Origin of the sequence: Sphingomonas sp. GC_Shp_5, assembly GCF_026540855.1 — a bacterium.
Lineage (GTDB): Bacteria > Pseudomonadota > Alphaproteobacteria > Sphingomonadales > Sphingomonadaceae > Sphingomonas.
On record NZ_JALNUP010000014.1, the window covers coordinates 44,422 to 68,219 of the forward strand.

At 68.7% G+C, this 23,798-nt stretch carries 21 protein-coding genes and 1 tRNA gene; 9 read left to right on the top strand and 13 right to left on the bottom strand.

The window, feature by feature from the left end:
• Positions 1–93 precede the first annotated feature (93 nt).
• Together OXR60_RS12340 and OXR60_RS12345 are read left to right on the top strand one after the other, a co-directional pair.
• Positions 94–2,784 (top strand): valine--tRNA ligase, encoded by a 2,691-nt coding sequence (locus tag OXR60_RS12340; protein ID WP_267396211.1) that lies wholly within the window; start codon positions 94–96, stop codon positions 2,782–2,784.
• Between the two features lie 171 nt (positions 2,785–2,955).
• On the top strand, positions 2,956–4,398 hold the full coding sequence (locus OXR60_RS12345; protein ID WP_267396212.1) for an MATE family efflux transporter: 1,443 nt from the start codon (positions 2,956–2,958) through the stop codon (positions 4,396–4,398).
• 40 nt (positions 4,399–4,438) lie between these two features.
• On the opposite strand, the gene OXR60_RS12350 is transcribed toward OXR60_RS12345, so the two are convergent.
• On the bottom strand, positions 4,439–5,323 hold the full coding sequence (locus tag OXR60_RS12350; protein ID WP_267396213.1) for a diacylglycerol kinase family protein: 885 nt from the start codon (positions 5,321–5,323) through the stop codon (positions 4,439–4,441).
• Between the two features lie 69 nt (positions 5,324–5,392).
• On the opposite strand from OXR60_RS12350, the gene hemB reads away from it, so the two are divergent.
• Entirely contained in the window at positions 5,393–6,382 is a 990-nt protein-coding gene (gene hemB / locus OXR60_RS12355; protein ID WP_267396214.1) for a porphobilinogen synthase, read from the top strand.
• On the top strand, positions 6,375–8,600 hold the full coding sequence (locus OXR60_RS12360) for a fused MFS/spermidine synthase (protein ID WP_267396215.1): 2,226 nt from the start codon (positions 6,375–6,377) through the stop codon (positions 8,598–8,600). Before hemB ends, OXR60_RS12360 begins: the two co-directional genes overlap by 8 nt.
• Before the next feature lie 22 nt (positions 8,601–8,622).
• On the opposite strand, the gene OXR60_RS12365 is transcribed toward OXR60_RS12360, so the two are convergent.
• On the bottom strand, positions 8,623–9,132 hold the full coding sequence (locus OXR60_RS12365) for a hypothetical protein (RefSeq protein WP_267396216.1): 510 nt from the start codon (positions 9,130–9,132) through the stop codon (positions 8,623–8,625).
• Between the two features lie 80 nt (positions 9,133–9,212).
• Between OXR60_RS12365 and OXR60_RS12370 the strand changes: the two genes are divergently transcribed.
• From OXR60_RS12370 to OXR60_RS12380, 3 genes are all read left to right on the top strand, one after another.
• Positions 9,213–9,289: transfer RNA gene (locus OXR60_RS12370), tRNA-Arg, on the top strand.
• A 139-nt stretch (positions 9,290–9,428) separates the two neighbouring features.
• Complete coding sequence (locus tag OXR60_RS12375) at positions 9,429–9,800, top strand: hypothetical protein (RefSeq protein WP_267396217.1); 372 nt, start codon at positions 9,429–9,431, stop codon at positions 9,798–9,800.
• A gap of 61 nt (positions 9,801–9,861) precedes the next feature.
• Positions 9,862–10,866, top strand: coding sequence for a bile acid:sodium symporter family protein (locus OXR60_RS12380; RefSeq protein WP_267396218.1), 1,005 nt, complete (start codon positions 9,862–9,864; stop codon positions 10,864–10,866).
• A 20-nt stretch (positions 10,867–10,886) separates the two neighbouring features.
• On the opposite strand, the gene OXR60_RS12385 is transcribed toward OXR60_RS12380, so the two are convergent.
• From OXR60_RS12385 to OXR60_RS12430, 10 genes are all read right to left on the bottom strand, one after another.
• Positions 10,887–11,618: a 3'(2'),5'-bisphosphate nucleotidase CysQ gene (locus tag OXR60_RS12385; RefSeq protein WP_267396219.1), complete on the bottom strand. Its 732-nt coding sequence runs from the start codon at positions 11,616–11,618 to the stop codon at positions 10,887–10,889.
• Positions 11,615–13,528 carry a sulfate adenylyltransferase subunit CysN gene (cysN, locus tag OXR60_RS12390; protein ID WP_267396220.1) on the bottom strand — a complete coding sequence of 638 codons (1,914 nt, stop codon included), beginning with the start codon at positions 13,526–13,528 and terminating at the stop codon, positions 11,615–11,617. The genes OXR60_RS12385 and cysN overlap by 4 nt, the downstream gene beginning before the upstream one ends.
• Before the next feature lie 40 nt (positions 13,529–13,568).
• On the bottom strand, positions 13,569–14,468 hold the full coding sequence (cysD, locus tag OXR60_RS12395) for a sulfate adenylyltransferase subunit CysD (protein ID WP_267396221.1): 900 nt from the start codon (positions 14,466–14,468) through the stop codon (positions 13,569–13,571).
• A 57-nt stretch (positions 14,469–14,525) separates the two neighbouring features.
• Positions 14,526–14,756, bottom strand: a complete 231-nt coding sequence (locus OXR60_RS12400) for a hypothetical protein (RefSeq protein WP_267396222.1) — start codon at positions 14,754–14,756, stop codon at positions 14,526–14,528.
• Between the two features lie 76 nt (positions 14,757–14,832).
• Positions 14,833–16,074 (bottom strand): N-succinylarginine dihydrolase, encoded by a 1,242-nt coding sequence (locus OXR60_RS12405; RefSeq protein ID WP_267396223.1) that lies wholly within the window; start codon positions 16,072–16,074, stop codon positions 14,833–14,835.
• Positions 16,075–16,082: 8 nt separating this feature from the next.
• The gene (locus OXR60_RS12410; RefSeq protein WP_267396224.1) at positions 16,083–17,099 is read right to left on the bottom strand and encodes an arginine N-succinyltransferase; all 1,017 of its coding nucleotides are present in this window, start codon (positions 17,097–17,099) and stop codon (positions 16,083–16,085) included.
• Positions 17,096–18,304 carry a hydrolase gene (locus OXR60_RS12415; RefSeq protein WP_267396225.1) on the bottom strand — a complete coding sequence of 403 codons (1,209 nt, stop codon included), beginning with the start codon at positions 18,302–18,304 and terminating at the stop codon, positions 17,096–17,098. The genes OXR60_RS12410 and OXR60_RS12415 overlap by 4 nt, the downstream gene beginning before the upstream one ends.
• A gap of 22 nt (positions 18,305–18,326) precedes the next feature.
• Positions 18,327–19,244, bottom strand: a complete 918-nt coding sequence (locus tag OXR60_RS12420) for a DUF481 domain-containing protein (RefSeq protein WP_267396226.1) — start codon at positions 19,242–19,244, stop codon at positions 18,327–18,329.
• A gap of 37 nt (positions 19,245–19,281) precedes the next feature.
• Positions 19,282–19,770, bottom strand: a complete 489-nt coding sequence (locus OXR60_RS12425; protein ID WP_267396227.1) for an RNA pyrophosphohydrolase — start codon at positions 19,768–19,770, stop codon at positions 19,282–19,284.
• On the bottom strand, positions 19,767–20,750 hold the full coding sequence (locus OXR60_RS12430) for an alpha/beta hydrolase (protein WP_267396228.1): 984 nt from the start codon (positions 20,748–20,750) through the stop codon (positions 19,767–19,769). Before OXR60_RS12430 ends, OXR60_RS12425 begins: the two co-directional genes overlap by 4 nt.
• A gap of 53 nt (positions 20,751–20,803) precedes the next feature.
• Here OXR60_RS12430 and OXR60_RS12435 point away from each other — a divergent pair, with 53 nt between their 5' ends.
• Together OXR60_RS12435 and OXR60_RS12440 are read left to right on the top strand one after the other, a co-directional pair.
• The gene (locus tag OXR60_RS12435) at positions 20,804–21,703 is read left to right on the top strand and encodes a histone deacetylase (RefSeq protein WP_267396229.1); all 900 of its coding nucleotides are present in this window, start codon (positions 20,804–20,806) and stop codon (positions 21,701–21,703) included.
• Positions 21,704–21,767: 64 nt separating this feature from the next.
• Positions 21,768–22,985: a cyclopropane-fatty-acyl-phospholipid synthase family protein gene (locus OXR60_RS12440; RefSeq protein WP_267396230.1), complete on the top strand. Its 1,218-nt coding sequence runs from the start codon at positions 21,768–21,770 to the stop codon at positions 22,983–22,985.
• A gap of 95 nt (positions 22,986–23,080) precedes the next feature.
• Here the strand turns inward: OXR60_RS12440 and OXR60_RS12445 are convergent, their stop codons facing one another.
• A complete protein-coding gene (locus OXR60_RS12445) occupies positions 23,081–23,791 on the bottom strand; it encodes an SDR family NAD(P)-dependent oxidoreductase (protein WP_267396231.1) in 711 nt (236 codons plus the stop codon).
• Positions 23,792–23,798 lie beyond the last annotated feature (7 nt).

The following is a 23,798-nucleotide window of genomic DNA, read 5'->3' on the forward strand; positions in this document are numbered from 1 at the left end:
GCGGGGGTAGCGGATGAGGGCCGAGCTGGCAGCTTGGTGGTAGAGCCCGGCGGGGGGTGACGAACCGCGACTTGCCCCGCTAAAGCCACCCGCATGAGCGACCTTCCCAAGACCTTCGACCCCGCCGCGATCGAAACCCGCTGGTACCAGCATTGGGAGGCGAACGGGCTGTTCCGCCCCGACCGTCCGGGGGCGGAACCGTGGACGATCGTCAACCCGCCGCCCAACGTCACCGGCAGCCTGCATATCGGCCATGCGCTCGACAACACGCTGCAGGACATCCTCGTCCGCCACGCGCGGCTCAAGGGCAAGGACGCATTGTGGGTGGTCGGCACCGATCATGCCGGCATCGCCACGCAGATGGTGGTCGAGCGGCAGATGGCCGCGCAGGGCGAGAAGCGCACCGACCTCAGCCGCGAGGATTTCATCGCCAAGGTGTGGGCGTGGAAGCAGGAGAGCGGCGGCGAGATCACCCAGCAGCTGCGCCGGCTCGGCTGCTCGATGGACTGGGCCAACGAGCGGTTCACCATGGACGAAGGCTTCTCCAAGGCGGTGCTCAAGGTGTTCGTCGAGCTCCACAGCCAGGGGCTGCTCTACCGCGACAAGCGGCTGGTGAATTGGGACCCGGGCCTCGGCACCGCGATCTCGGATCTCGAGGTGGAGACGCGCGAGATCAAGGGCAGCTTCTGGCACCTCGATTACCCGCTTGCCGACGGCAGCGGCACCATCCGGGTGGCGACGACGCGGCCCGAGACGATGCTCGCCGACATGGCGGTGGCGGTGAACGCGAGCGACGAGCGCTATGCGGCGCTGGTCGGCAAGCAGGTGCGCCTGCCGATCACCGGCCGGCTGATCCCGATCATCACCGACGACCATGCCGACCCCGAGCTCGGCTCGGGTGCGGTGAAGATCACGCCGGGGCACGACTTCAACGACTTCGAGGTCGGCGTGCGCGCCGGGATCGCCGCGCGCGACATGCTCAACATGCTCGATGCCAAGGCGCGGATCGTCCAGACCGCCGACGGGCTGATCCCCGATGCGCTGATCGGGCTCGATCGCGCCGAGGCGCGCAAGGCGATTGTTCAGCTGCTCAAGGATGCGGGCGTGCTCGTCGCGCACCTCGACAAGGATGGCGAGGCGCATGACGCCGAACCGCGCACGATCCAGACGCCCTATGGCGACCGATCGGGCGTGGTGATCGAGCCGTGGCTGACCGATCAATGGTATGTCGACGCGGCGACGCTGGCGCAGCCGGCGATTGAGGCGGTGCGCTCGGAGAAGATCAAGATCGTCCCCAAGACCTGGGAGAAGACCTTCTTCAACTGGATGGAGAACATCCAGCCGTGGTGCGTGTCGCGGCAATTGTGGTGGGGCCATCAAATCCCGGCATGGTTCGCCGGCGACGGCCGGGTGTTCGTCGCCGAAACCGAGGCGGAGGCGCAGGCTGAGGCCGGCGAAGGAGTGGCGCTGGTGCGCGATCCCGACGTGCTCGATACCTGGTTCTCGAGCGCGTTGTGGCCGTTCGCCACGCTGGGCTGGCCCGACCCCGCCGATCCGACGCTGGGCGGCCGCTATCCCAATGACGTGCTGATCTCGGGCTTCGACATCCTGTTCTTCTGGGATGCGCGGATGATGATGCAGGGGCTGCACTTCATGGAGGCGGTGCCGTTCCGCACGCTCTATCTCCACGGGCTGGTCCGCGCCGCCGATGGCGCCAAGATGTCCAAGTCGAAGGGCAATGTCGTCAACCCGCTGGGGCTGATCGACCAATATGGCGCCGATGCGCTGCGCTTCTTCATGGCGGCGATGGAGAGCCAGGGCCGCGACATCAAGATGGATGAGAAGCGCGTCGAGGGCTATCGCAACTTCGCGACCAAGCTGTGGAACGCCAGCCGCTTCTGCCAGGCCAATGGCATCGGCGGGTCGACGACGCTCGAGGCGCCGGAGGCGTCGCTCGCGGTCAACCAGTGGATCATCGCCGAGACCATCCGTACCGTGCAGGCGGTCGATCTGGCGCTGGCCGACTATCGCTTCGATGGCGCCGCCAATGCGATCTACCAGTTCGTGTGGAGCCGTTTCTGCGACTGGTATCTTGAGCTGATCAAACCGGTGTCGGTCGGCGACGAGCGTGGGCAGATCGACGCCGAATCGAAGGCGGTCGCTGGCTGGGTGCTCGACCAGATCCTGGTGCTGCTCCACCCGTTCATGCCGTTCATCACCGAGGAGCTGTGGCACGCGATGGCGCCCGCGGGGGCGCCACGCGGGCACGACCTGATCGTCGCGCACTGGCCGATGGCGGATGCGCGCAGCCTCGATCCCGCGGCGGAGCAGGAGATCGATTGGCTGATCCGGCTGGTCAGCGAGGTGCGCGCGGCGCGGACCGAGCTCAACGTGCCGCCGGGCGCGCGGCTGGCGCTCCACGTCCGCGACGCCGGCAGCGAGACCGCGGCGCGGCTCGAGCGGCAGGCGGCGGTGCTCGCGCGGCTGGCGCGGGTGACGCTCGCCGCGGGTGACGCCCAGGGTGGCGCGGCGCAGGTGGTGGTCGACGAGGCGACCTATGTGCTGCCGCTCGAGGGCGTGATCGATCTCGAGGCGGAAAAGGCGCGGCTCGCTAAGGCGATCGCCGCCGCCGCCAAGGAACGCGATGCGCTCGCCGGGCGGCTCGGCAATGCGAGCTTCGTCGAGCGCGCCAAGCCCGAGGCGGTGGAGAAGGCCAAGGCCGATCATGCCGACAAGGCGGCCGAGGCCGAGCGGCTGGGCGCGGCGCTGGCGCGGCTGGGGTAGCCGCCGGTCGTCATGCCAGCGCAGGCTGGCATCTCGTGCGGCTCAATCCTGGAAGGAGCCGCATGAGGCTCAGCGTTCGCTGGCGTGACGGTGTTGGTCGCGGAACAAGCGGGTGGGATCGCCTTCAGCCCTCGACGGTTGAGCGATCCACACCGCAGGAGAGGACAGGATTTGGCGAAGCCCCAGCGTGACCTCACCAGCGGCTCGATCGGCTCGACGTTGCTCGCCTTCGCGCTGCCGACGCTGGGCTCCAACATCCTCCAGTCGCTGAACGGCTCGATCAACACGATCTGGGTCGGACGCTTCCTCGGCGAGGGCGCGCTGGCGGCGACGTCCAACGCCAATATCATCATGTTCCTGATGTTCGGCGCGGTGTTTGGCTTCGGCATGGCGGCCACCATCCTGGTCGGGCAGAGCTTCGGGCGGCGCGACCTTGAAGGCGCGCGGCGGGCGTTCGGCTCGGCGGTGGGGCTGGTGCTCGGCGGTTCGGTCGTCATCGCGCTCGCCGGCTGGATGTTCTCGGCCAATATCTTGAGGCTGCTCGCGACGCCCGGCAGCGCGATGGGGCTGGCGGAGGATTACCTCCAGGTGATCTTCCTCGGCCTGCCCGCATCGATGCTGCTGGTGCTGCTGATGATGGGGCTGCGCGGCACCGGCGATTCGATGACGCCATTGTGGTTCATGGGGCTGAGCGTGGTGCTCGATTCGGGGCTCAACCCGCTGCTCATCGCCGGGATCGGGCCGTTTCCCAAGATGGGGATCGCGGGCTCGGCGACGGCGACGCTGATCGCCAACCATGTGTCGGCGCTCGGGCTGGTCGCCTATGTCTATGCGCGCGACCTGCCGATCCTGCTGAAGGGCCATGAGCTCGCCTGGCTGGTGCCGAGCCGCACGCTGGCGGCGACGATCATCCGCAAGGGGCTGCCGATGGGCGCACAGATGCTGGTGATGAGCACCGCGGGGCTGACCATGGTCGGGCTGGTCAACCGGCTGGGCGTGGATACCGCCGCGGCTTATGCGGTGAGCCAGCAATTGTGGACCTATATCCAGATGCCGGCGATGGCGATCGGTGCCGCGGTAAGCGCGATGGCGGCGCAGAACATCGGCGCCGGCCGCTGGGACCGGGTGGGCAACATCACCCGCTACGGCCTGTTCTACACCGTCGGGCTGACCGGGGTGATGGTGGTGGCGATCCTGCTGTTCGATCGCGAAGTGATGACGCTGTTCGTCACCGGCGGCTCGCCGGCACTGCCGATCGCGCGCCATATCCAGCTGATCGCGAGCTGGAACTTCGTGATCTTCGGCATGACGATGGTGCTGTTCGCCACCGTGCGCGCCAATGGCGCGGTGATCGCGCCGCTGATCTGCCTGATTATTGCCATGTATCCGGTGCGGCTCGGCTTCGCGCTCGGCGCGCGGGAATGGATCGGGGCCGATGCCTTGTGGTGGAGCTTCCCGCTCGGCTCGGGCGTCAACCTGGCGATGGCGATCGCTTACTATCGGTACGGCAATTGGCGGCACGGCTCGGTGGTGGTGCCGCCGGATGCCGACGAGGCCGGCGAGCATGCCCATGCCGCGGGCGAGCCAGGCGGGCGGTTGCAACCGACGGGGTGAACCCGAGCCATGCTGATCCGACGCGGGGCAGGTCTTGGTGCTACGCCTCGTTCGGCACCATTACCTCGATCACCCCGGCGGCGATCTTCGCAGTCACTGGGGTCTTGGCCAGCACCTCGCCATCGATCGAGATCGGCAACGGCGGCTCGGTGCGGACGGTGAGGCTCTTGCCGCGGAAGTCACGGGTATGCTCGTGGCGGGCGTCGTGGCGGAACACGCTGGCGACCCAGTTCTTGACGAGGTTGCGCTTAACGTGGCCGCACACCGCCTGGATGACGATCTCGCCCGAATCGACCTCGGCGGCGTCCACCAGTTCCTGGCCGCCGTGATAGGGGCCGTTGGAGATGCGCACCTCGACCACCTTCATGCGATGCTCCTGCGTGCCGTCGCCGACGATCAGCGTGAACGGCCGAAAGCGCACGAACTGCCACGCCGCCCAGCCGAGGTAGCCGACCCGGCCGAGCACCTTCTTGAGGTTGTGCGGCACCGTCTCGGCGATCTGCGGGCTGATCCCCATCGCCGCGCAATTGGCGAAATAGTCGCCGTCGATCATGCCGAGGTCGATCCGCTTGGGATGGCCGCTGCGCAGCACCTCGATGGCGCCCTCGACGGTGAGCGGCACGCCGAGCGTGCGCGCGAAGCTGTTGGCGGTGCCGAGCGGGAGCACGCCGAGGATCACATTCTTGCCGACCAGCAGGTCCACAAGGCCGCTGATCGTGCCATCGCCGCCGCCGAGGATGACGAGGTCGGGCTTTTTCGCCAGTGCTTTGTTGACCGTGTTCTCTAGATCCTCCGGTTCCTCCACCGCATGCGCGTCGACCGGATAGGGCAGATCGGCCATCGCCGCGCAGGCGCGCTCGAACAGCCGCTGTCCCTTACGCGACTTGGCGTTGACGATCAGCGCGGCGGACTTGATGGCGTTCACTCGATCATTCCCCCATGTTACGCCCCCGCAACGCTTGGCATTCGCCGTCCGATCCCGCAAAGCCGGCGCATGTCCAGCTATCCCGCCCTTCGTCTTCGCCGCACCCGTGCCAGCGCGTGGAGCCGGCGCCTGCACGCCGAGACCGTGCTGACGCCTGCCGACCTGATCTGGCCGATGTTCGTGGTCGATGGTGAGGGCGTGGAACAGCCGATCGGGGCGCTCCCGGGGGTGTCGCGCTGGTCGGTTGACGGCATCGTCGCCCGCGGCAAGGAAGCCCGCGATCTCGGCATTCCGTGCGTGGCGCTGTTCCCCTACACGCCGGCTGAACTCAAGACTCCGGACGGCCGCGAGGGGCTCAACCCGGACAATCTGATGTGCCGCGCGATCCGTGCGCTCAAGCAGGCCGTGCCCGAGGTCGGCGTGCTCGCCGATGTGGCGCTCGACCCCTACACCAGCCACGGTCATGACGGGCTGGTCGACGACGCCGGCTATGTCGTCAACGACACCACCGCCGAGCTGCTGATCGAGCAGGCGCTCAACCAGGCGCGGGCCGGTGCCGACATCATCGCGCCATCGGACATGATGGACGGCCGGATTGGCATGATCCGCGCTGCGCTGGAGGGAGAGGGCGCCCACAATGTCCAGATCATGAGCTATGCCGCCAAATATGCCAGCGGCTTCTACGGCCCGTTCCGCGACGCGGTCGGCAGCCGCGGGCTGCTGAAGGGCGACAAGAAGACCTACCAGATGGACCATGCCAATGCCGAGGAGGCGCTGCGCGAAGTCGCGCTCGACCTGGCCGAGGGCGCCGACACGGTGATGGTCAAGCCCGGGCTGCCCTATCTCGACATCATCGTGCGGGTGAAACAGCGCTTCGAGGTGCCGGTGTTCGCCTATCAGGTATCGGGCGAATATGCGATGATCGAGGCGTCGGTTGCGGCCGGTGCGGGGGACCGCGACGCGCTGGTCATGGAGACGCTGATGGCGTTCAAGCGCGCCGGCTGTTCGGGCGTGCTGACCTATCATGCCGCTCATGCCGCGCGGCTGATGAATGGCTGATTCCGCCGCGGCCAATGGGGCCGGCACGATGGGGCGGGGCGGCCGGGCCTTGTTCGTGCTCACCATCCTGGCCGGATCGTTCCTGCTGTTCCTGGTCCAGCCGATGGTGGCGCGGATGGCGCTGCCGCGGCTCGGCGGCGCGCCGGCGGTGTGGAATTCGGCGATGCTGGTCTACCAGACGCTGCTGCTCGGCGGTTATGCCTATGCGCATGCGCTGGGCGCGCTGAAGCCGCGCGCGCAGGCGGCGATCCACCTTGGCGTGCTGCTGGTCGCCGCGGCCTGGCTGCCGATCGGCCTCGTCGCGCTCGATCTGCCGGCGACACTCACGCCCGCGCTTGGCGTGCCGCTGCTGCTCGGCGCGTCGATTGGGCCATTGTTCTTCGCGATCGCGGCGCAGGCGCCGCTGGTGCAGCGCTGGTTCGCGCTGTCGAGCCGCGGCGGTGATCCCTATGCACTCTACGCTGCGTCCAACGTCGGCAGCTTCGCCGGGCTGATCGCCTATCCGCTGCTGGTGGAGCCGCTGATGGCGCTGCATGGCCAGAGCTGGCTGTGGAGCGGCGGCTATCTGCTGGTGATCGCCCTGGTGCTCGCCTGCGCGACCCGGCTGCCGCGTGCCGCGGTCGCCGCGCATGTGCTGCCGACCAGCGCGCCCGCCAGTCGCCGCCGCGTGCTCCACTGGATCGCGCTGTCGCTGGTACCCTCGGGGCTGATGCTGGCCACCTCGACCTATATTACCACCGATATCGTCGCGATGCCGCTGCTGTGGGTGCTCCCCCTCGGCCTCTACCTGCTGAGCTTCACCATCGCCTTCGCCGCACGACGCGAGACCGCGGACCTGCTCACCCGGGTGGCGCCGATCACGGTGCTGCTGTTCGGCGGCGTGATGATCGGCGGGTTCAACGCCCAGCCGCTGATCAACGTCTCGATGGCGCTACTGCTGTTGTTCATGGTCTCAGTGGCGCTGCACACCCACCTCTACCGGCTGCGCCCGGCGCCCGACCGGCTGACCGGCTTCTATCTCGCCATGGCGCTCGGCGGCGCGCTCGGCGGCGTGTTCGCCGGGCTGATCGCCCCGGTGCTGTTCGACTGGACCTATGAATATCCGCTGCTGATCTTCGCTGCCGGGCTGCTGGTGCCGCAGGTCTATCTCACCGCCCGGATTCGCGATCTATGGTGGGGCAACGGCAAGTTCGCCGCCTATGGCGCGATCGGCGTCGCGCTGCTGATCTTGTTCGTGCTGACCTTCGCGGGCCCGCAGGATCTGTTCGGCGAGGGCCATCAGGGCATGGCCTTCATCGTCATCGCCGGGATCGGGCTGGTCTCGGTCGGCAACAAGCTGCCCTATGCGATCATCCTCGCCGCGGCGCTGACGCTGTTCGGCGGTTATCGCTCGGTGGCCTTGTCGTGGGAGAGCGGGGCGCGGACGCGCAGCTATTTCGGCGTCTACACCGTGCGCGAACGGCCCGGGGTGCGCGAGCTCGATCACGGCACCACGGTGCATGGCATCCAGCTCAAGGGCAGCCCGGCGCGCGAACGCACGCCGACCACTTATTATGCGCGCGGCTCGGGGGTCGGCCAGGCGATGGAACTGCTCGACGCACTTTATGGCCCCCACGCGCGAGTCGGCGTGGTCGGGCTCGGCACCGGCACGCTCGCCTGCTATGCCAAGCCTGGCCAGCAATGGCGCTTCTACGAGATCGACCCCGCGGTGGTGCGGATCGCGCGCGACACCGGGCAGTTCACCTATTTGCATGATTGCCTGCCGCGGCCGACCATCCGGCTCGGCGATGCGCGGATCAGCCTGTCGCACGATACGCCGGCGAGCCTCGATCTCCTCGCGCTCGACGCCTTCTCGTCCGACGCGATTCCTATGCATCTGATGACCGCCGAGGCGTTCGCGACCTATGCGCGGGTGGTCGCGCCCGACGGGCTGCTGCTGGTGCACATCTCCAACCGCTTCCTCGATCTGGAACCCGTGGTGGCCGCTGCGGCGCATGACGGCGGCTGGAGCGCGCTGCAGCTGATGTATCGGCCGAGCCCGCTCGAGCCCGATGCCTCGGCGAGCCAATGGATCGCGCTATCGCGCAACCCCAATGCGTTAAAGGCGCTCAAGGCGCTCGACACCGATTGGGCGCCGATCCACGCCCGGCCGGGGTTCGCCGCCTGGACCGACGATTATTCGACCATCCTGCCGCTGCTCAAGTGGCGGCAGCATTGATCGGCGCCTCCCGCTCCTGAACCTAGGCGGCGGGCAGGGCGTGCTGCAGGCGGGTGATGGTCGCGGTCTGCGCGTCGACCTCTTCCTGGGCCTTGCCGCGCAGGGTGGTCAGCGCCGGATAGTCGGGCGCTAGGCTCGCGGCGCGATCGCTCGCGGCCTGGTCGAGGTCGGTGAGAAGCGACGACGCCTGCGCGCGCCAATCGTCGAGCTGGGCAAGCGCGGTCTGCGCATCGAGCCAGGCATCGCTGCCGACCGCGGCACCGCGCGCCTTGCGGCCTGCCGCATCAGCCTTGGCGGCATCCGCCGCGAAGCCCTTGGCGATGCCCTCGAGCGAGGTGCCGAGCGTCGCGATCCTGGCGTCGAGCGCCGGATCCGGCTTGGCCTCCACGGGCTTGGTGACGGGTTCGGCGAACCCGAGCTTTTCGATCGGGCGCGGCGCCAGCGAGGGATAAGCGCCGGAATCGGTGGCGCAGGCCGCGAGCAGCGGGGCGAGGACGATCGGGCACGCGAGGGCGGCGACGGTGATTTTCATGGTGCGGGTCTATGCGGCGGAGAAAAGTGACGCAACGCACTTGCGCGGTTCGACGCGTCTGCTATCAGCGCGCCTCCAATGCACCCATAGCTCAGCTGGATAGAGCATCAGACTACGAATCTGAGGGTCGGGCGTTCGAATCGCTCTGGGTGCACCACTACCATCCCCGCTCAAGCCCCGGCTTGGCGGGGATTGTCGTTTGTGGCGCCGACGATCGGCGCAGCCTTTCGCATCGACACGGGGAGCGATACATTCGCATCGCCGGGCAGCGACGCCGGCGATGTCGGGAGCAAGCGATGTCGGACAAGCCGATTGCCGAACGGCTGCAGGTAAAAGGCGATCGTCGCCTCGCCGTGATCGATGCGCCCGCCCCGGTCGACGCCGCGATCGGCCAGGTCGAGGCGCGGGTCGCGCCGGACCAGGCCGAGGTGGTGCTGCTGTTCGCGACGGACCGGGCGGCGCTCGACACGGGCCTCGACAGATGGCTGCCGCGCGTCGGCGCGGGCTGCCTCCTGTGGGTCGCCTATCCCAAACTGACCTCCGCGCTGGCCAAGGACCTCAATCGCGATCTGATCCGCGCGGCGATGATCGCGCGCGGGCTCGACACGGTGAGTCAGATCGCGATCGATCAGGACTGGTCGGCGATGCGGCTGAAGCGGATCGCCTGACCCGGCCTACTCCCGGCGTTGGGGGGTGCCAAAGGGCGGTGTGCGCCGCTAAGGCCGCGTGATGATCCGCCGTTTCCTGTCGCTGTTCGAGCCCTTCATTCTGTTGCTGCTCGGCACCGTGCTGCTCGCCACCGTTCTGCCTGCGCGAGGCGAGGCGGCGACCATCGTCGCTTACGCCGCCGACATCGGCATCGTGCTGCTGTTCTTCCTTCATGGCGCCAAGCTGTCGCGCGAGGCAATCTGGGAGGGCGCGCGCAACTGGCGGCTGCACGCTGCGGTGCTGGCGACCACCTTCGTGCTGTTTCCGTTGCTGGGGATCGCGATGAGCCACGTGCCCGGGCTCACCGCGCCGGTTGCGATCGGCATGGTGTTCCTCACCCTGCTGCCCTCGACGGTGCAATCCTCGATCGCCTTCACCGCGATCGCGCGCGGCAACGTCGCCGCGGCAGTGTGCAGCGCGTCCTTCTCCAACCTGATCGGCATCGTGCTGACCCCGGCGCTGGTCGCGGTGCTGATCGGCGGGATGGGCGGCGGCGGCAGCGGCATCTCGCTCGGCGCCGTCGAGTCGATCGTGCTGCAGCTGCTGGTGCCGTTCGTCGCCGGGCAGTTGCTGCGGCCGTGGATCGGCGGCTTCGTCAGCCGCCACAAGGCGCTGCTCGGCGTGGTCGATCGCGGGTCGATCCTGCTGGTGGTCTATAGTGCGTTCGGCGCCGCGGTGGTCGAGGGGCTGTGGCACCGGGTGTCGCCCGCAAGCCTCGGCGTCATCCTGCTGCTGTGCGCGATCCTGCTCGCCGTGGTGCTGGCGGTGACCTGGCTGGTCGGGCGGGCGCTGAGCTTCAGCCGCGAGGATGCGATCGTGCTGCTGTTCTGCGGCTCGAAGAAGAGCCTCGCGTCGGGCGTGCCGATGGCCGGCGTGCTGTTTCCGCCGGCGCAGGTCGGCGTGGTGCTGCTGCCGATCATGCTGTTCCATCAGATCCAGCTGATCGCCTGCGCGCTGATCGCGCGGCGCTATGCGGGCGCGCGCCCGGCGGGGGAGGACGTCCAACGGCAACCGACGAACGGGTGAGCGGCATTCGCCCGGTCTGGTCAGCCCGCTGCGGCGATCGCGGCGAGCACCGGGGCGGCGAGGTCGCGGCGGCAGATCAGCAGGTCGGGCAACAGCGGGTTGTGGCAATTGTAGACCAGCGGCGCGCCGTCGATCCGCGACGCGTGCAGCCCGGCGGCGAGCGCGACTGCGGCGGGCGCGCAATTGTCCCATTCGAACTGGCCGCCGTCATGCAGGTAGATATCGGCGCGGCCGTCGACCACCGCCATCGCCTTGGCACCGGCCGAGCCCATCGGGATCAGCGTCGCGCCGAGCGCCTCGACGACGCGGCGGGCGACGTCGGGCGCACGCGTGCGGCTGACCACCATCCGCGGCGGGTTGCTGCAGGGGTGGTCATAAGGCGCGTCGCCGGTGACATAGACCTTGCCGGCGGCAGGCACCGCGACCGCGCCGATGCTGGGGCGGCCGTCCACCGCGAGGCCGATGTGGACCGCCCAGTCGGCGAGCCCTTCGGCATATTCGCGGGTGCCGTCGAGCGGATCGACGATCCACACCCGGCTGGCGGCACAGCGGGCGGTGTCGTCGATCGACTCCTCCGAGAGGATGAAATCGGCCGGGCGCGCGGCGCGCAGGCGCCTGATGATCAGCTGGTTGGCATCCTCGTCACCGCGGTCGCCCAGCGTGCGGCCGGTGCAGCCGCTGTGGGCGCGGATGTCGAGCAGCAGCGCGCCGGCCTCGAGCGCGATCGCGCGGGCAAGATCGGCATCAGTCACAGGTCGGGGCTCCACACGCCGAGCACATGCTCGACGATCCGCTCGGCAGCGGCCTCCGGGCTCTCGCGCCGGGTGTCGATGCGGATCTCGGGCGCCTCGGGTGCCTCATACGGGCTGGAGATGCCCGTGAAATGCGCGATCTCTCCGGCGCGCGCCTTGGCGTACAATCCCTTCACGTCGCGAGCTTCCGCGGTTTCCAGGGGCGTGTCGACGAAAATCTCGACGAACTCGCCGGCGGGCAGCAGGCTGCGGACCAGCGCGCGCTCGGCGCGGAACGGCGAGATGAAGGCGGTCAGCACGATCAGCCCGGCATCGGTCATCAGCTTGGCGACCTCGCCGACCCGGCGGATGTTCTCGATTCGGTCGGCATCGTTGAAGCCGAGATCCTTGTTGAGGCCATGGCGGACGTTGTCGCCGTCAAGCAGGAAGCTGTGGCGGCCGAGCGCGTGGAGCTTCTTCTCGACGAGGTTGGCAATGGTCGACTTGCCCGAGCCCGACAGGCCGGTGAACCACAGCAGCCGCGGTGCCTGGCCCTTCTGGCGGGCGTGCGCCTCGCGGCCGATGTCGATCGACTGCCAGTGGACGTTCTGCGCACGGCGCAGCGCGTGGGCGATCATGCCGGCGGCAACGGTGGCGTTGGTCTCGCGATCGATCAGGATGAAGCCGCCGAGCTCCTGCGACTCGGCATAAGCCGCGAACACGACCGGCCGGTCGGTGAACACCTCGGCGACGCCGATGTCGTTGAGCGCCAGCGTCTTGGCGGAGAGCTCGGCCTGGGTGTTGACGTCGACCACGTGGCGCGGCGGCTGGACGGTGGCGCCGACCGTCTGGGTGCCGAGCTTGAGCCAATAGCCGCGGCCGGGAACCAGCGGATTGTCGGCGAGCCAGACCATCGTTGCCAGGAATTGGTTGGCGGCCTCGGGCGGGTGATCGGCCGCGGCGATGACGTCGCCGCGCGAGCAATCGACCTCGTCGGCGAGCACCAGGGTAACCGCGTCGCCGGCGCTCGCCTGGTCGCGGTCGCCGGCGAAGCTGACGATCCTCGCGATGCTGGTGGTGCGGCCGGAGGGCACCAGGCGCACTGCGTCGCCGGGGCGGACCGTGCCGCTGGCGATCGTGCCGGCAAAGCCGCGGAAGTCGAGGTTGGGGCGGTTGACCCATTGCACCGGCATGCGGAACGGCGCCGCGGCGGCGCGATCAGCTTCGACCGGGATCGCCTCGAGATGCGGCAGCAGCGCCGGGCCGGTGTACCAGGGCATGTCTGGCGAGGCGCTCGCGACATTGGCGCCGCTGAGGCCGGACAGGGGGATAGCGGTGAAGGAGGCGACGCCGATCGAGGCGGCGAAATCGCCATAATCGGCGACAATAGCGTCGAAACGCGCCTGATCATGGCCGACAAGATCCATCTTGTTCACCGCGAGCACGATGTGGCGGATGCCGATCAGATGCGCGAGAAACGAGTGGCGCCGCGTTTGGGTGAGCACGCCCTTGCGCGCGTCGATCAGGATCACCGCGCAATCGGCGGTCGACGCGCCGGTGATCATGTTGCGGGTATATTGTTCGTGACCCGGGGTATCGGCGACGATGAACTTGCGCTTCTCGGTGGCGAAGAAGCGATAGGCGACGTCGATGGTGATGCCCTGCTCGCGCTCGGCGGCGAGGCCGTCGACCAGCAAGGCAAAATCGATGTTCTGCCCCTGCGTGCCGAGCCGGCGGCTGTCCGCCTCGAGCGCGGCGAGCTGGTCCTCGAAGATCGTCTTGGAATCGTAAAGCAGGCGACCGATCAGCGTCGACTTGCCGTCGTCGACCGAGCCGCAGGTGATAAACCGCAGCATCGACTTGCGCGCGTGAAGGTCGAGATAGGCGTGAATGTCGGCGGCGACCAGCGCGTCGGGGGTGTAGGCGGTCATGCGTCTGCCCCGGCGACGCGGACGCGGGAGGAGTGGCCCATCAGAAATACCCCTCGCGCTTCTTCTTTTCCATGCTCGCACTCTGATCGTGGTCGATCGCCCGGCCCTGGCGTTCGGAGGTGGTGGTGAGCAGCATCTCCTGGATCACCGCGGTCAGCGTGGTCGCCTCGCTCTCCACCGCACCGGTCAACGGATAGCAGCCGAGGGTGCGGAAGCGGATCGAGCGCTGGACCGGCACCTCACCGTCGCGCAGCCTGAAACGATCGTCGTCGACCATCAGCAGCATGCCGTCGCGCTCCACCGTTGGTCGCGGTGCGGCGAGGTAGAGCGGCACGATCTCGATGCCCTCGGCGAGGATGTACTGCCAGATGTCGAGCTCGGTCCAGTTCGACAGCGGGAAGACGCGGATGCTCTCGCCGCGGTGGATGCGGGCGTTGTAGAGATGCCAGAGCTCGGGACGTTGCGCCTTGGGATCCCAGCCGTGGCCAGCCGAACGGAACGAGAAGATCCGCTCCTTGGCACGGCTCTTCTCCTCGTCGCGCCGGGCGCCGCCAAACGCCGCATCATAGCCGCCGGCGGTGAGCGCCTGCTTCAGCCCCTCGGTCTTCCACAGGTCGGTGTGGCGGCTGCCATGATCGAACGGGTTGATCCCGGCCGTCTCGGCATCGGGGTTCTTGTGGACGATGAGCTCCATGCCCGCCGCCGCCGCGGCGCGGTCGCGCAGCGCATACATCGCCTGGAACTTCCAGGTGGTGTCGACATGGAGCAACGGAAACGGCGGCCGTGCCGGGAAGAAGGCCTTGCGCGCGAGATGCAGCATCACCGCGGAATCCTTGCCGATCGAATAGAGCATCACCGGGCGCTCGGCCTCGGCGACGACTTCACGCAGGATGTGGATGCTCTCGGCTTCGAGGCGATCGAGATGGGTGGGCCCGCTCATGCCACCTCAAATAGTGGCCGGTTCGCCGCGCGCGATCAACTTATCCTGTGCCGCGCCCTAGCGGGCGTGCGGGTCTGCCTGCCGGCGCTCGACCGAATCGATCAGCTGGCCGCCGGCCATGAACACCGCGATCGGGCAGACCGCGAACAGCAGCCAGCCGCCATAGCCGGGATATTGCTGGAGATAGTGCATGCCCCGTTCCACCGCGCCGAGCCCGAGGCCGTAGATGATGAGGAAGGCCTCGAACTTGGTCTTGATGATGAACAGGCGACGGATACGATTCCACATGCCGGGTGATCAGCAAGGACAATGCCAATCGCGCAAATGCGCCACTCCAGCCGAGGCTGACATGGTTAGCTGTCAGTTAACCCGACAGGTGCAACGTTTCCAATAGAGCGGCACGCGCGGCCTCGACATTGCGGATCAGCGCGTCGCGGCCGAGATCGCCGGGATCGATCTCGCTCGGCCAAGTGGCGGTGACGGTCGCGGCGATCCGATCGAGCGCGGCCTCGTCGACCAGGAAGCGCGGATCGACCGTGGCCGGAGCGGCGACGACGCGCAGTCGCAGGCACGCCGGGCCACCGCCGTTCGCCATCGATTCGGTGACGTCGACCACCTCGACCCGGCGGATCGGGCCGTTGCCGGCGACGTGGCGCTTCAGCCAGCCCCATACCGCGAGGTTGGCACGCGCCTCGCTCGGCACCACCAGCGCCATGCCGGCGGCGGTTGTCACCAGTTGCGCATTGAACAGATAGGAAGCGATTGCATCGGCGAGGCTGACCTCGGCAGCGGGCACCTCGACGATTTCGACCTCGGGCAGCAGGCGGCGGCAATCGGCGTAGAAGCCGTCCCGGTCGGCGAACGCCTGTTCGTGCGCAAACAGCACGCGCTCGTTGGCGACCGCGACGACGTCATTGTGGAAGGCGCCGGCGGCGATCGCCTCAGGTGATTGCTGGACCAGGAGGGTGCGCGCCGGATCGAGCCGGTGGGCGCGCGCGACCGCCTCGCTGGCATCGCGATGCTGGCGCGCGGGGAAGGGGCCACCGGGCAGGGTGTAGACGAAGATCTCGATCCCCGGCGTGTCGTGGCGCGCGCACAGCCGCATGTGGTTGGCGGCACCCTCGTCGCCGAACGGCGCCGGGATCGGGCCGTGGACGGCAAAGGCGTCGGCGGCGAAGGCGAGGCGGAGCTGGGCGAGCGTCTCGGGCCACTCGTGGCTGCGATGCGGCATCGTCATCAGATTGGCGACCGAGAGGTGGCAGCGGCCGTCGGCAGTGTCGGGCGCGGGCGATACAGTCGCGGCATTGGCGGCCCACATCGCCGAGGCGGACATCGCCTGCGCCTGGAAGTGCCGGGGAGCGTCGGCCTGGGTGGTGGCGAGCGCCGCCAGCCAGCGGTGATCGGGGCGGGGATGAGGCAGCAGGATACCCTGGACGAGCCCGAGCGCGAGGTTGGCGCGCATCTTGGCAATGCCCTGCAGCGCGGCGGCGCGGGGGCGCGACAGCTGCCCGGCATGCGCGGTGGCGGCGAGGTTGCCCGGCGACAGGCCGGCATAATTGTGGCTCGGCCCGACGATGCCGTCGAAATTGATCTCGACCAGCTTCATCCCGGCGCTCACCAGCGGCCCACGTGAAGCACGTCATCGTCCTCGTTGACGCCGAGCGCCCAGGCGCAGTCGGTGGAGAGCACCACGGTGTCGCCCACCGTGCGCACCTGCCCGAAGGTGCAGCGGAAGTCCGCCAACCGGCCGGTGGCGACCAGCGATTCCACCCCGCCATCGGCATCAATCGCGATCACCGAGGCGTGCTTCGCCTCGGCCACCGAGCGCACCCGATCGGTGCGCGCGGTCATAGTCGGCCCGCCATCGAAAATGTCGACGTAATTGTCGAAGGCGAAGCCTTCGTTCTCGAGCATGCGCATCGCGGCGCGGCCGTTGGGATGCGGCAGGCCGATCGCGGCGCGAGCGGTGTCGGTGAGCATGGCGATGTACACCGGGTGCTTGGGCATCAGATCGGCGATGAACTGGTGGCCGTTGATCGCGTTGAATTCGTCGGCATCCTGGAAGTTCATGCCGAAGAAGCGGCCGGCGATCCCGTCCCAGAACGGCGAGCCGCCGGCCTCGTCGATGATTCCGCGCAGTTCGGCGAGGATGCGATCGGCAAAGCGCGCGCGGTGCGCGGCGATAAACAGGTAGCGGCTGCGCGCGAGCAGCAGGCCAAGCCCGCCGGCGCGCTCGCCGGGGTGGAGGAACAGCCCGCCGACCTCGCAGCTTCCCTCCAGATCGGTCGCGAGCGAGAGCATCTCGGCACGGAAGGTGCGGCCGAGCTCCTTGCTATGCTGGGTCAGCGTGCCGCGCCGATAGCTGTAGAAGGGGTGACGCTGCCCGACCTGGGTGAACAATTGGCAGGTGCCGCGGACGTCGCCAGTGGCGACATTCTCGAGCACCAGCACGAAGGCCTCGTCGGCCAGGCTGTCGTCGGTGCGGGCGAACGCCTCGTCGCTGCGCTCGAGCTTGGCGCGCAGCGCGCGGCGGTCGGGAGGCAGGTTGGTGAAGCCGCCGCCGGTGAGCTTGGCCATTTCGTAGAGATGCTGGAGATCGTCGACGGTGGCGGCGCGAATGCGAAAGCTCATGGCCGGCCCCGTGCGGCAAGGCGCAGGATGGTGACGGCGGACAGCGCCGCGCGTTCGGCGAGGCTGTCGACGATCATATATTCGTCGGCTGAATGGATTGCACCGCCGCGAACCCCCATCGTATCCACCACCGGTACCCCTGCTGCCGCGATGTTGTTGCCGTCGCACACCCCGCCGGTCGCGCGCCAGCCGATATGGAGTCCGAGATCACCGCCGGCTTCGCGGATCAGCGCGAACAGGCGGGCGGCGCCCGCGTCGATCGGCTTGGGCGGGCGGTTGAAGCTACCGTGGAGCTCGAGGTGGACGTCGTGCCGCGCGGCGACCGCGGCGATGGCTTCGTCGATATGTGCCTCGGCGCGGACGATTTCGTCCATATTCGCCGGGCGGAAGTTGACGCGCACCACCGCGAGGTCGGGGACGACGTTGTTGGGGCCACCGCCATCGATCCGGGCGGGGTTGACCGACAGGTGCGGGCTGCGCGCCTCGGCGAGGCGGAGCACGAGATCGGCGGCGGCGACGATCGCATTGCGGCCATCATCGGGGTTGCGGCCGGCGTGGGCGCTGCGGCCGCGGACCAGGATCGAGAAATTGCCGGTGCCGCCGCGTGCGCCGGCGAGCGTGCCGTCGGCAAGCGCGGGCTCGTAGGTGAGTGCGGCGTGCTTGCCGCGCGCCGCCTCGGCGAGCAGCGATGCCGATGACAGCGACCCGGTTTCCTCGTCGCTGTTGATCACGATCTCATAGCCGAGGTCGGCCGCCGCAGGACTGGTCTCAACCGCATCGAGCGCGGCGAGCATCACCGCAAGGCCGCCCTTCATGTCGGCAACGCCGGGACCGTTGAGCGTGCCGTCGTCGCGATGACGGAGGGCCTGGAACGGGTGATCGCGGCCGTAGACCGTGTCCATATGGCCGGTGAACAGCAGTTGTACCGGCGCCTGCGGGCGGACCACCGCGTGAAGATGCTGGCCGTGCGCCAGGGCATCGACCCGGCCGTCGGCGTCGAGCGCGTCGACCGGCGCTGGTGCGACGAGGCGGATGGTGGCGGGCAGCGCGGCGGCCGCGTCGGCGAGCAGGCCGGCCATGGTGGCAACGCCGGCGAGGTTGCGGGTGCCGCTGTTAATGGCCGACCAATGTTCCACCCGGGCAAGCATCGCTGCCTGGTCGATCCGGTCGACTGCTGCCTGTTCCGCCGGTGAAAGCCCTGTCATCGCGGCATCCTAGCGGCAAGGATCAGAAGCTGTACACCAGCGATGCGCGGGTCGCGGTGTCGGTGGAGACCGATCCCACCGGCGGCTCGCTTTCATATTGGAGATTGTACGACAGCGAGGCGGAGAGCGGCCCGATCAGCTTGGCAATGACCGCGGTGGTGCTGCTCAGCGTCGAATTGGCGCTCTGGAAATAGCCATTGGCGTTCTCGGTGACCGACAGGCCGGGGAGGATCTTCCAGCTGAACACCGCCGAGCCGCGCGCGGCAACGTTGCTCTGGATCGTGTCATCGGTGAAGGAGGTATAGCGATAGGCGGGCCCGAGCTCGACATCGAGCCGGATCGCAGGCGACTTGATCGCGCTGTAGCCGAACCCCGTCGAGGCCGAATAACGATCGAAATAGCCGAGGAAGCGGTCGCTTTCATATTGCGCCGAGCCGTAGATATAGAGCCGGTCGTCGATCTTGAGATTGGGCTCGTAGCTCGCGAGATAATGCTCGCGGTTGGTGATGTTGTCGTTTTCCTGGTAATCGGCCTGGGCGTGGAACTTGTGGCGCCAGCGCAGGCCTTCGCGGACGAGATCGAGGACCGCGCTGCCACCCGCCGACTTGGTGTTGCCGGTGGTGAGATAGCCGCCGAGCTCGGCCTTGCCGGTCCACAGATCGAACACCCGGGCCTGCTTGATCTTCTCGTTGCGCGCGGTGGCCCGGTCGCTGCGCCACTTCTGGGCGATGGCGAGCACGGCATCGGCGCTCGCAGGATCAGCGAGACGGGCATATTTCACCACCACCGATACGTCGCCGTCGTTGCCGGACTGGATCGCGGCATCAAGCATCGAGCGGATCGCCGCCGGGATCGGCACCGGATCATTGCCCGGCGCTCCAGGCGCGGCTGCATTGGCGAGCAGCAGCGGCACGGCGAACAAAACAAGCAAATTACGCACGGCTACACCCTTAGCCAGGCCGATCGGCAGCGACATCCTAGCGCGCGGCGGCTGCGCCGAGCTGTGGTGCGAATGCGGCGAGTATCTGCTCGTACAGCGTCTTCTTGAACGGCACGATCATCGCCGGGAGGTCGGCGGGGTCGCTCCAGCGCCAGGCGCGAAACTCCGGGTGATCGGTGGCGATGTTCACGTCGCTGTCCTCGCCGAGGAAGCGGAACAGGAACCAGCGCTGGCGCTGGCCGCGCCACTTGCCGTGCCACACCTTGCCGACGAGATCCGCCGGCAAATCGTAGAACAATTCGTCGGGGGCGACGGCGATCAGCTCGACCTTGTCGGGGGCGACGCCGGTTTCCTCGCCGAGCTCGCGGATCGCGGCGGTGGCCGCCTCCTCGCCGGGATCGATCCCGCCCTGCGGCATCTGCCAGGCCTCGACGGTGGTATCGATGCGCTGGCCGACGAACACCTGGCCCTGGGCGTTGATCAGCATCACGCCGGCGCAGGGACGATAAGGGAGAGAATCACTCATGCCGCCGCCTGTAGCATCACCCGTGCGGCTTCGGCTTCCCCGATCGTCGCCTTGAGCGCGGCGAGGAAGCCGGCGATGTCGCCGCGGCTCGACGGGATCGCGCGGCGCAGGGTGGCGAAGCCATGGATGGTGCCCGCCGCTTCGCGGAACACGACCGGGACGCCAGCGGCGGCGAGCGCGCCGGCATAGGCCCGGCCCTGATCGCGGAGCGGATCGAGCCCGGCGGTGAGCACCACCGCCGGCGGCAGGCCAGCCAGATCGCCCGCCATCGGTGAGCCGCGGTGATGACCGACATCGGCGGCATAGGCATCCGCGAACCACCTCATCGTGTCGCGGCTGAGCAGATAGCCGTCGCCGAACTCGGCAAAGGAGGGGTAGTGCGTGGCGGTGTCGGCGGCCGGGTAGATCGGGCCCTGGGCGATCACCGGCACCGCGGCGGGGGCATTGCGCAGGTCGATCGCGGTGACGATCGCCAGCGTACCGCCGGCGCTGTCGCCGGCAAGGACGAGGCTGGTGACGCTGCGGCCGAGCACGGCGGGGCTGCCCGCTACCCAGCGCGCCGCGGCCTCGCAATCGTCGGGGGCGGCGGGCCAGCGATGCTCGGGCGCCAGGCGGTAATCGACCGAAATCACCGGCAGATCGAGTACCCGCGCGAATTCGGCGCACAGGCTGGCATGGGTTTCGATGTTGCCGATGACGAAGCCGCCGCCGTGGAAGAACACCAGCGCCGGCCCCGGCTCGCGCGCCGCGCGGGCGTCGAACAGGCGGGCGGGGATGGCGCCCGCCGGGCCGGGAATCGCCAGGTCGACGATCGTCGCCAGCTCGCCGACCAGCAGATCGGCGACGTCCTTCATCGCCACGAACTGCCGGCGCGCCTCGTCAGGCGTCATCTGGTGAGTATGCGGCCCGGGCAGATTGTTGAGATAGCCGAGGAAGCTCGCGACGTCGGGGCGAACGGGAGGGGCGGCGGGATCGGTCATGCAGCACTCCGGCGCCGCTTGGGGCGAGGCGGCAGGCTTCCTACCTAGGCGGGGTGATTCCGATCGTCCACCACCCCGCCTATGTCGCGCCCGCGCCGGCGCGCTCCACCTATCGCTGGAACAAGAACGGGCTGATCCGCGACCTGCTCGTCGCCGCGGGAACCCGGGTCGGCTGGCACCAGCCCGAGCCGATGCCGCTCGCCTGGCTGGAGGCGGTGCACGATCCCGACTATGTCGCCGAGGTGATGGAAGCGCGGGTGCCGCCCGCCAAGACGCGGCGGATCGGCTTTCCGGTGACGCCCGAGGTGGCGCGGCGCGCGCAGGCGGTGCCCGGCGGCACCTGGCTCGCGGGCCGGCTGGCGCTGGCGCATGGCTTTGCCGCCAATACCGCCGGTGGCAGCCACCATGCGCTCGCCTACACCGGCGCGGGCTATTGCGTGTTCAACGATCTCGCGCTCGCCGCGGTGCGGCTGGTGGAGGAGGGCGAGGTCGAGCGAATCGCGGTGGTGGATTGCGACGTCCACCAGGGCGACGGCACCGCCTCGCTGCTAGCCGGTCGGCCGGGGATTGCGACCTATTCGATCCACGCCGAGAAGAACTTCCCGGCGCGCAAGGCCCGTTCGACGCTCGACGTGCCACTGGCGGACGCGACCGGCGACGACGATTACTGCCGGCGGCTCGCCGAGACGCTGGCGCCGTTCCTCGACGAGGTGCGGCCGCAGCTGATCCTCTACCAGGCGGGGATCGACCCGCTCGCGGTCGACCGGCTGGGTCGGCTGGCGCTGAGCGACGACGGGCTGGCGCGCCGCGAGCGGCTGGTGGCGGGGCTGGCGCGTGAACGAGGCGTGCCGCTGGCGAGCACGGTGGGCGGTGGCTATGGCGATGACGCGCTGGTGCTGGCGGAACGGCACGTGCGCGCGATCATGACGCTGGGGGAAGCGTTCGAGCTATAGCGGGGAAGGTGGACCCAGCATTGCCATCTTCCCCATCGGGCTGCGCTGCGGCATGAGCCGCGCCATGAACGCCCGGGCCACGATCCAGCAACATAACCGCCCGCGCCGCGCCGCCCGCTTGGTCGCGCCGATCTTTCATCGCTTCCTAGACCGGATCGATGCCGGCCTGGAGGCGGGCGGCATCGAGGCCCGGCTGCCGGACGGGTCGCAGCGGCTGCTCGGCGGGCGCAAGCCCGGGCCGGTGCCGATCGTGGTGATCAGCCGCTGGCGGGCGCTGGTGCGGCTCGCCACCGGCGGCTCGGTGGGCTGGTACGAAGGCTGGGCCGCGGGCGACTGGACCAGCCCCGATCCGGTGCCGTTGTTCGACCTGTTCATGCGCAACCGCGTGCCGCTGGCAAGCGTGGCGCGCGCCGGCGGCCTGTCGCGGCTGGCGTTGCGCTTCTATCACTATCTGCGCCGGAACAGCCGCACCGGATCGCGCCGCAACATCGCCGACCATTACGACCTCGGCAACGATTTCTACCGCGAGTGGCTCGACCCGAGCATGACCTATTCAAGCGCGATGTTCGCGCGCGGCGACACGCTGGAAACGGGGCAGGCGCGCAAGCTTGCCGCGGTGCTCGCGCGGACCGGTACCAAGCCGGGCGAGGCCATTCTCGAGATCGGCTGCGGCTGGGGATCGTTCGCCGCGGCGGCGAGCGCCGGCGGCAGGCGGGTCCACGGGCTGACCTTGTCGACCGAGCAGAAAGCGGTGGTGGATGCCCAAGCGCTGCCCGGGGTGAGCGTGGCGCTGACCGACTATCGCGACGTCACCGGCAGCTATGACGCGGTCGCCAGCATCGAGATGGTGGAAGCGGTGGGGCAGCGCTACTGGCCTGCCTATCTCGACACGATCGCCCGGGTGCTCAAACCCGGCGGCCACGCGGCGATCCAATATATCAGCATCGCCGACGACGTGTTCCCCGCCTATGCCGACGGCGTCGATTTCATCCAGCGCTATATCTTCCCCGGCGGCATGCTGCTCTCCGACAGCCGCTTTCGCGCGCTCGCCGAGGCTCGCGGGCTGGTATGGACCGATCACGAGGCGTTCGGGATCGATTATGCGCAAACGCTGCGCCACTGGTACGAACGGTTCGATGCGGCCGATCACGACGGGCGACTACCGGCGCGGCTCGACCGGCGGTTTCGGGCGCTGTGGCGCTATTATCTGATGTATTGCGAGGGCGGTTTTCGCGGGCGCGGGATCGATGTCGCGCTGGTCACGCTGGTGAAGCAGGGCTGAGCCGCATCGCCATCCCAGCGAACACTGGGGTCTTTTGCCGATGGAGCGGAAAGAGGCGCTGGATACCCCAGCCGGCGCTGGGGTGACGGTGCCCGTCAGGCTTCGACGCGCTCGACATGGCCTTCGGCAAAGCCCTCGATTGCCAGCGCGACGATGCGGTCCGCGACCACCGCGGGTTCCTTCACCGACTGGGGATCCTCGCCCGGGTAGGCGCGCGCGCGCATCTTGGTGCGGGTGGCGCCGGGATCGATGATCGCGGTGCGGATGCGGCTGATCTCGGACACCTCGTCGCCATAGGCGCCGAGCAGCGTCTCGAACGCCGCCTTGGAGGCGCCATAGGCGCCCCAATAGGCACGCGGGCGGCGGCCGACGCTGGAGGTGAGGCCGATAATCTTGCCGGCCCGCGCACGGCGCAGCATCGGATCGAACGCCGCGATCATCGCTGCCTGCGCGCTGATGTTTAGGGTGAGGACCTGCGCCAGTTCCTTGGGGTCGATTGCCGGCACCGCGGCCAGGCTGCCGAGCATCGCCGCATTGAGCACGAGCAGGTCGAGCGCCTGCCAGCGCTCGCCGATCGCGGCGGCGAGCCGCGCGATGCTGTCGGTCTGGGTGAGGTCGAGCGGCGCGATCGTCGCCGAGCCGCCAGCGGCGAAGATCGCCTCCTCCACCGCCTCGAGATCCTTGGCGGTGCGGGCGGTGAGAACGATGTGCGCGCCCTGTGCCGCCAGCGCGATCGCGGTCGCGGCGCCGATGCCACGGCTGGCGCCGGTGACGATCGCGATCTGGTCCTGGAGAGGCTTGGTCACGCCGATG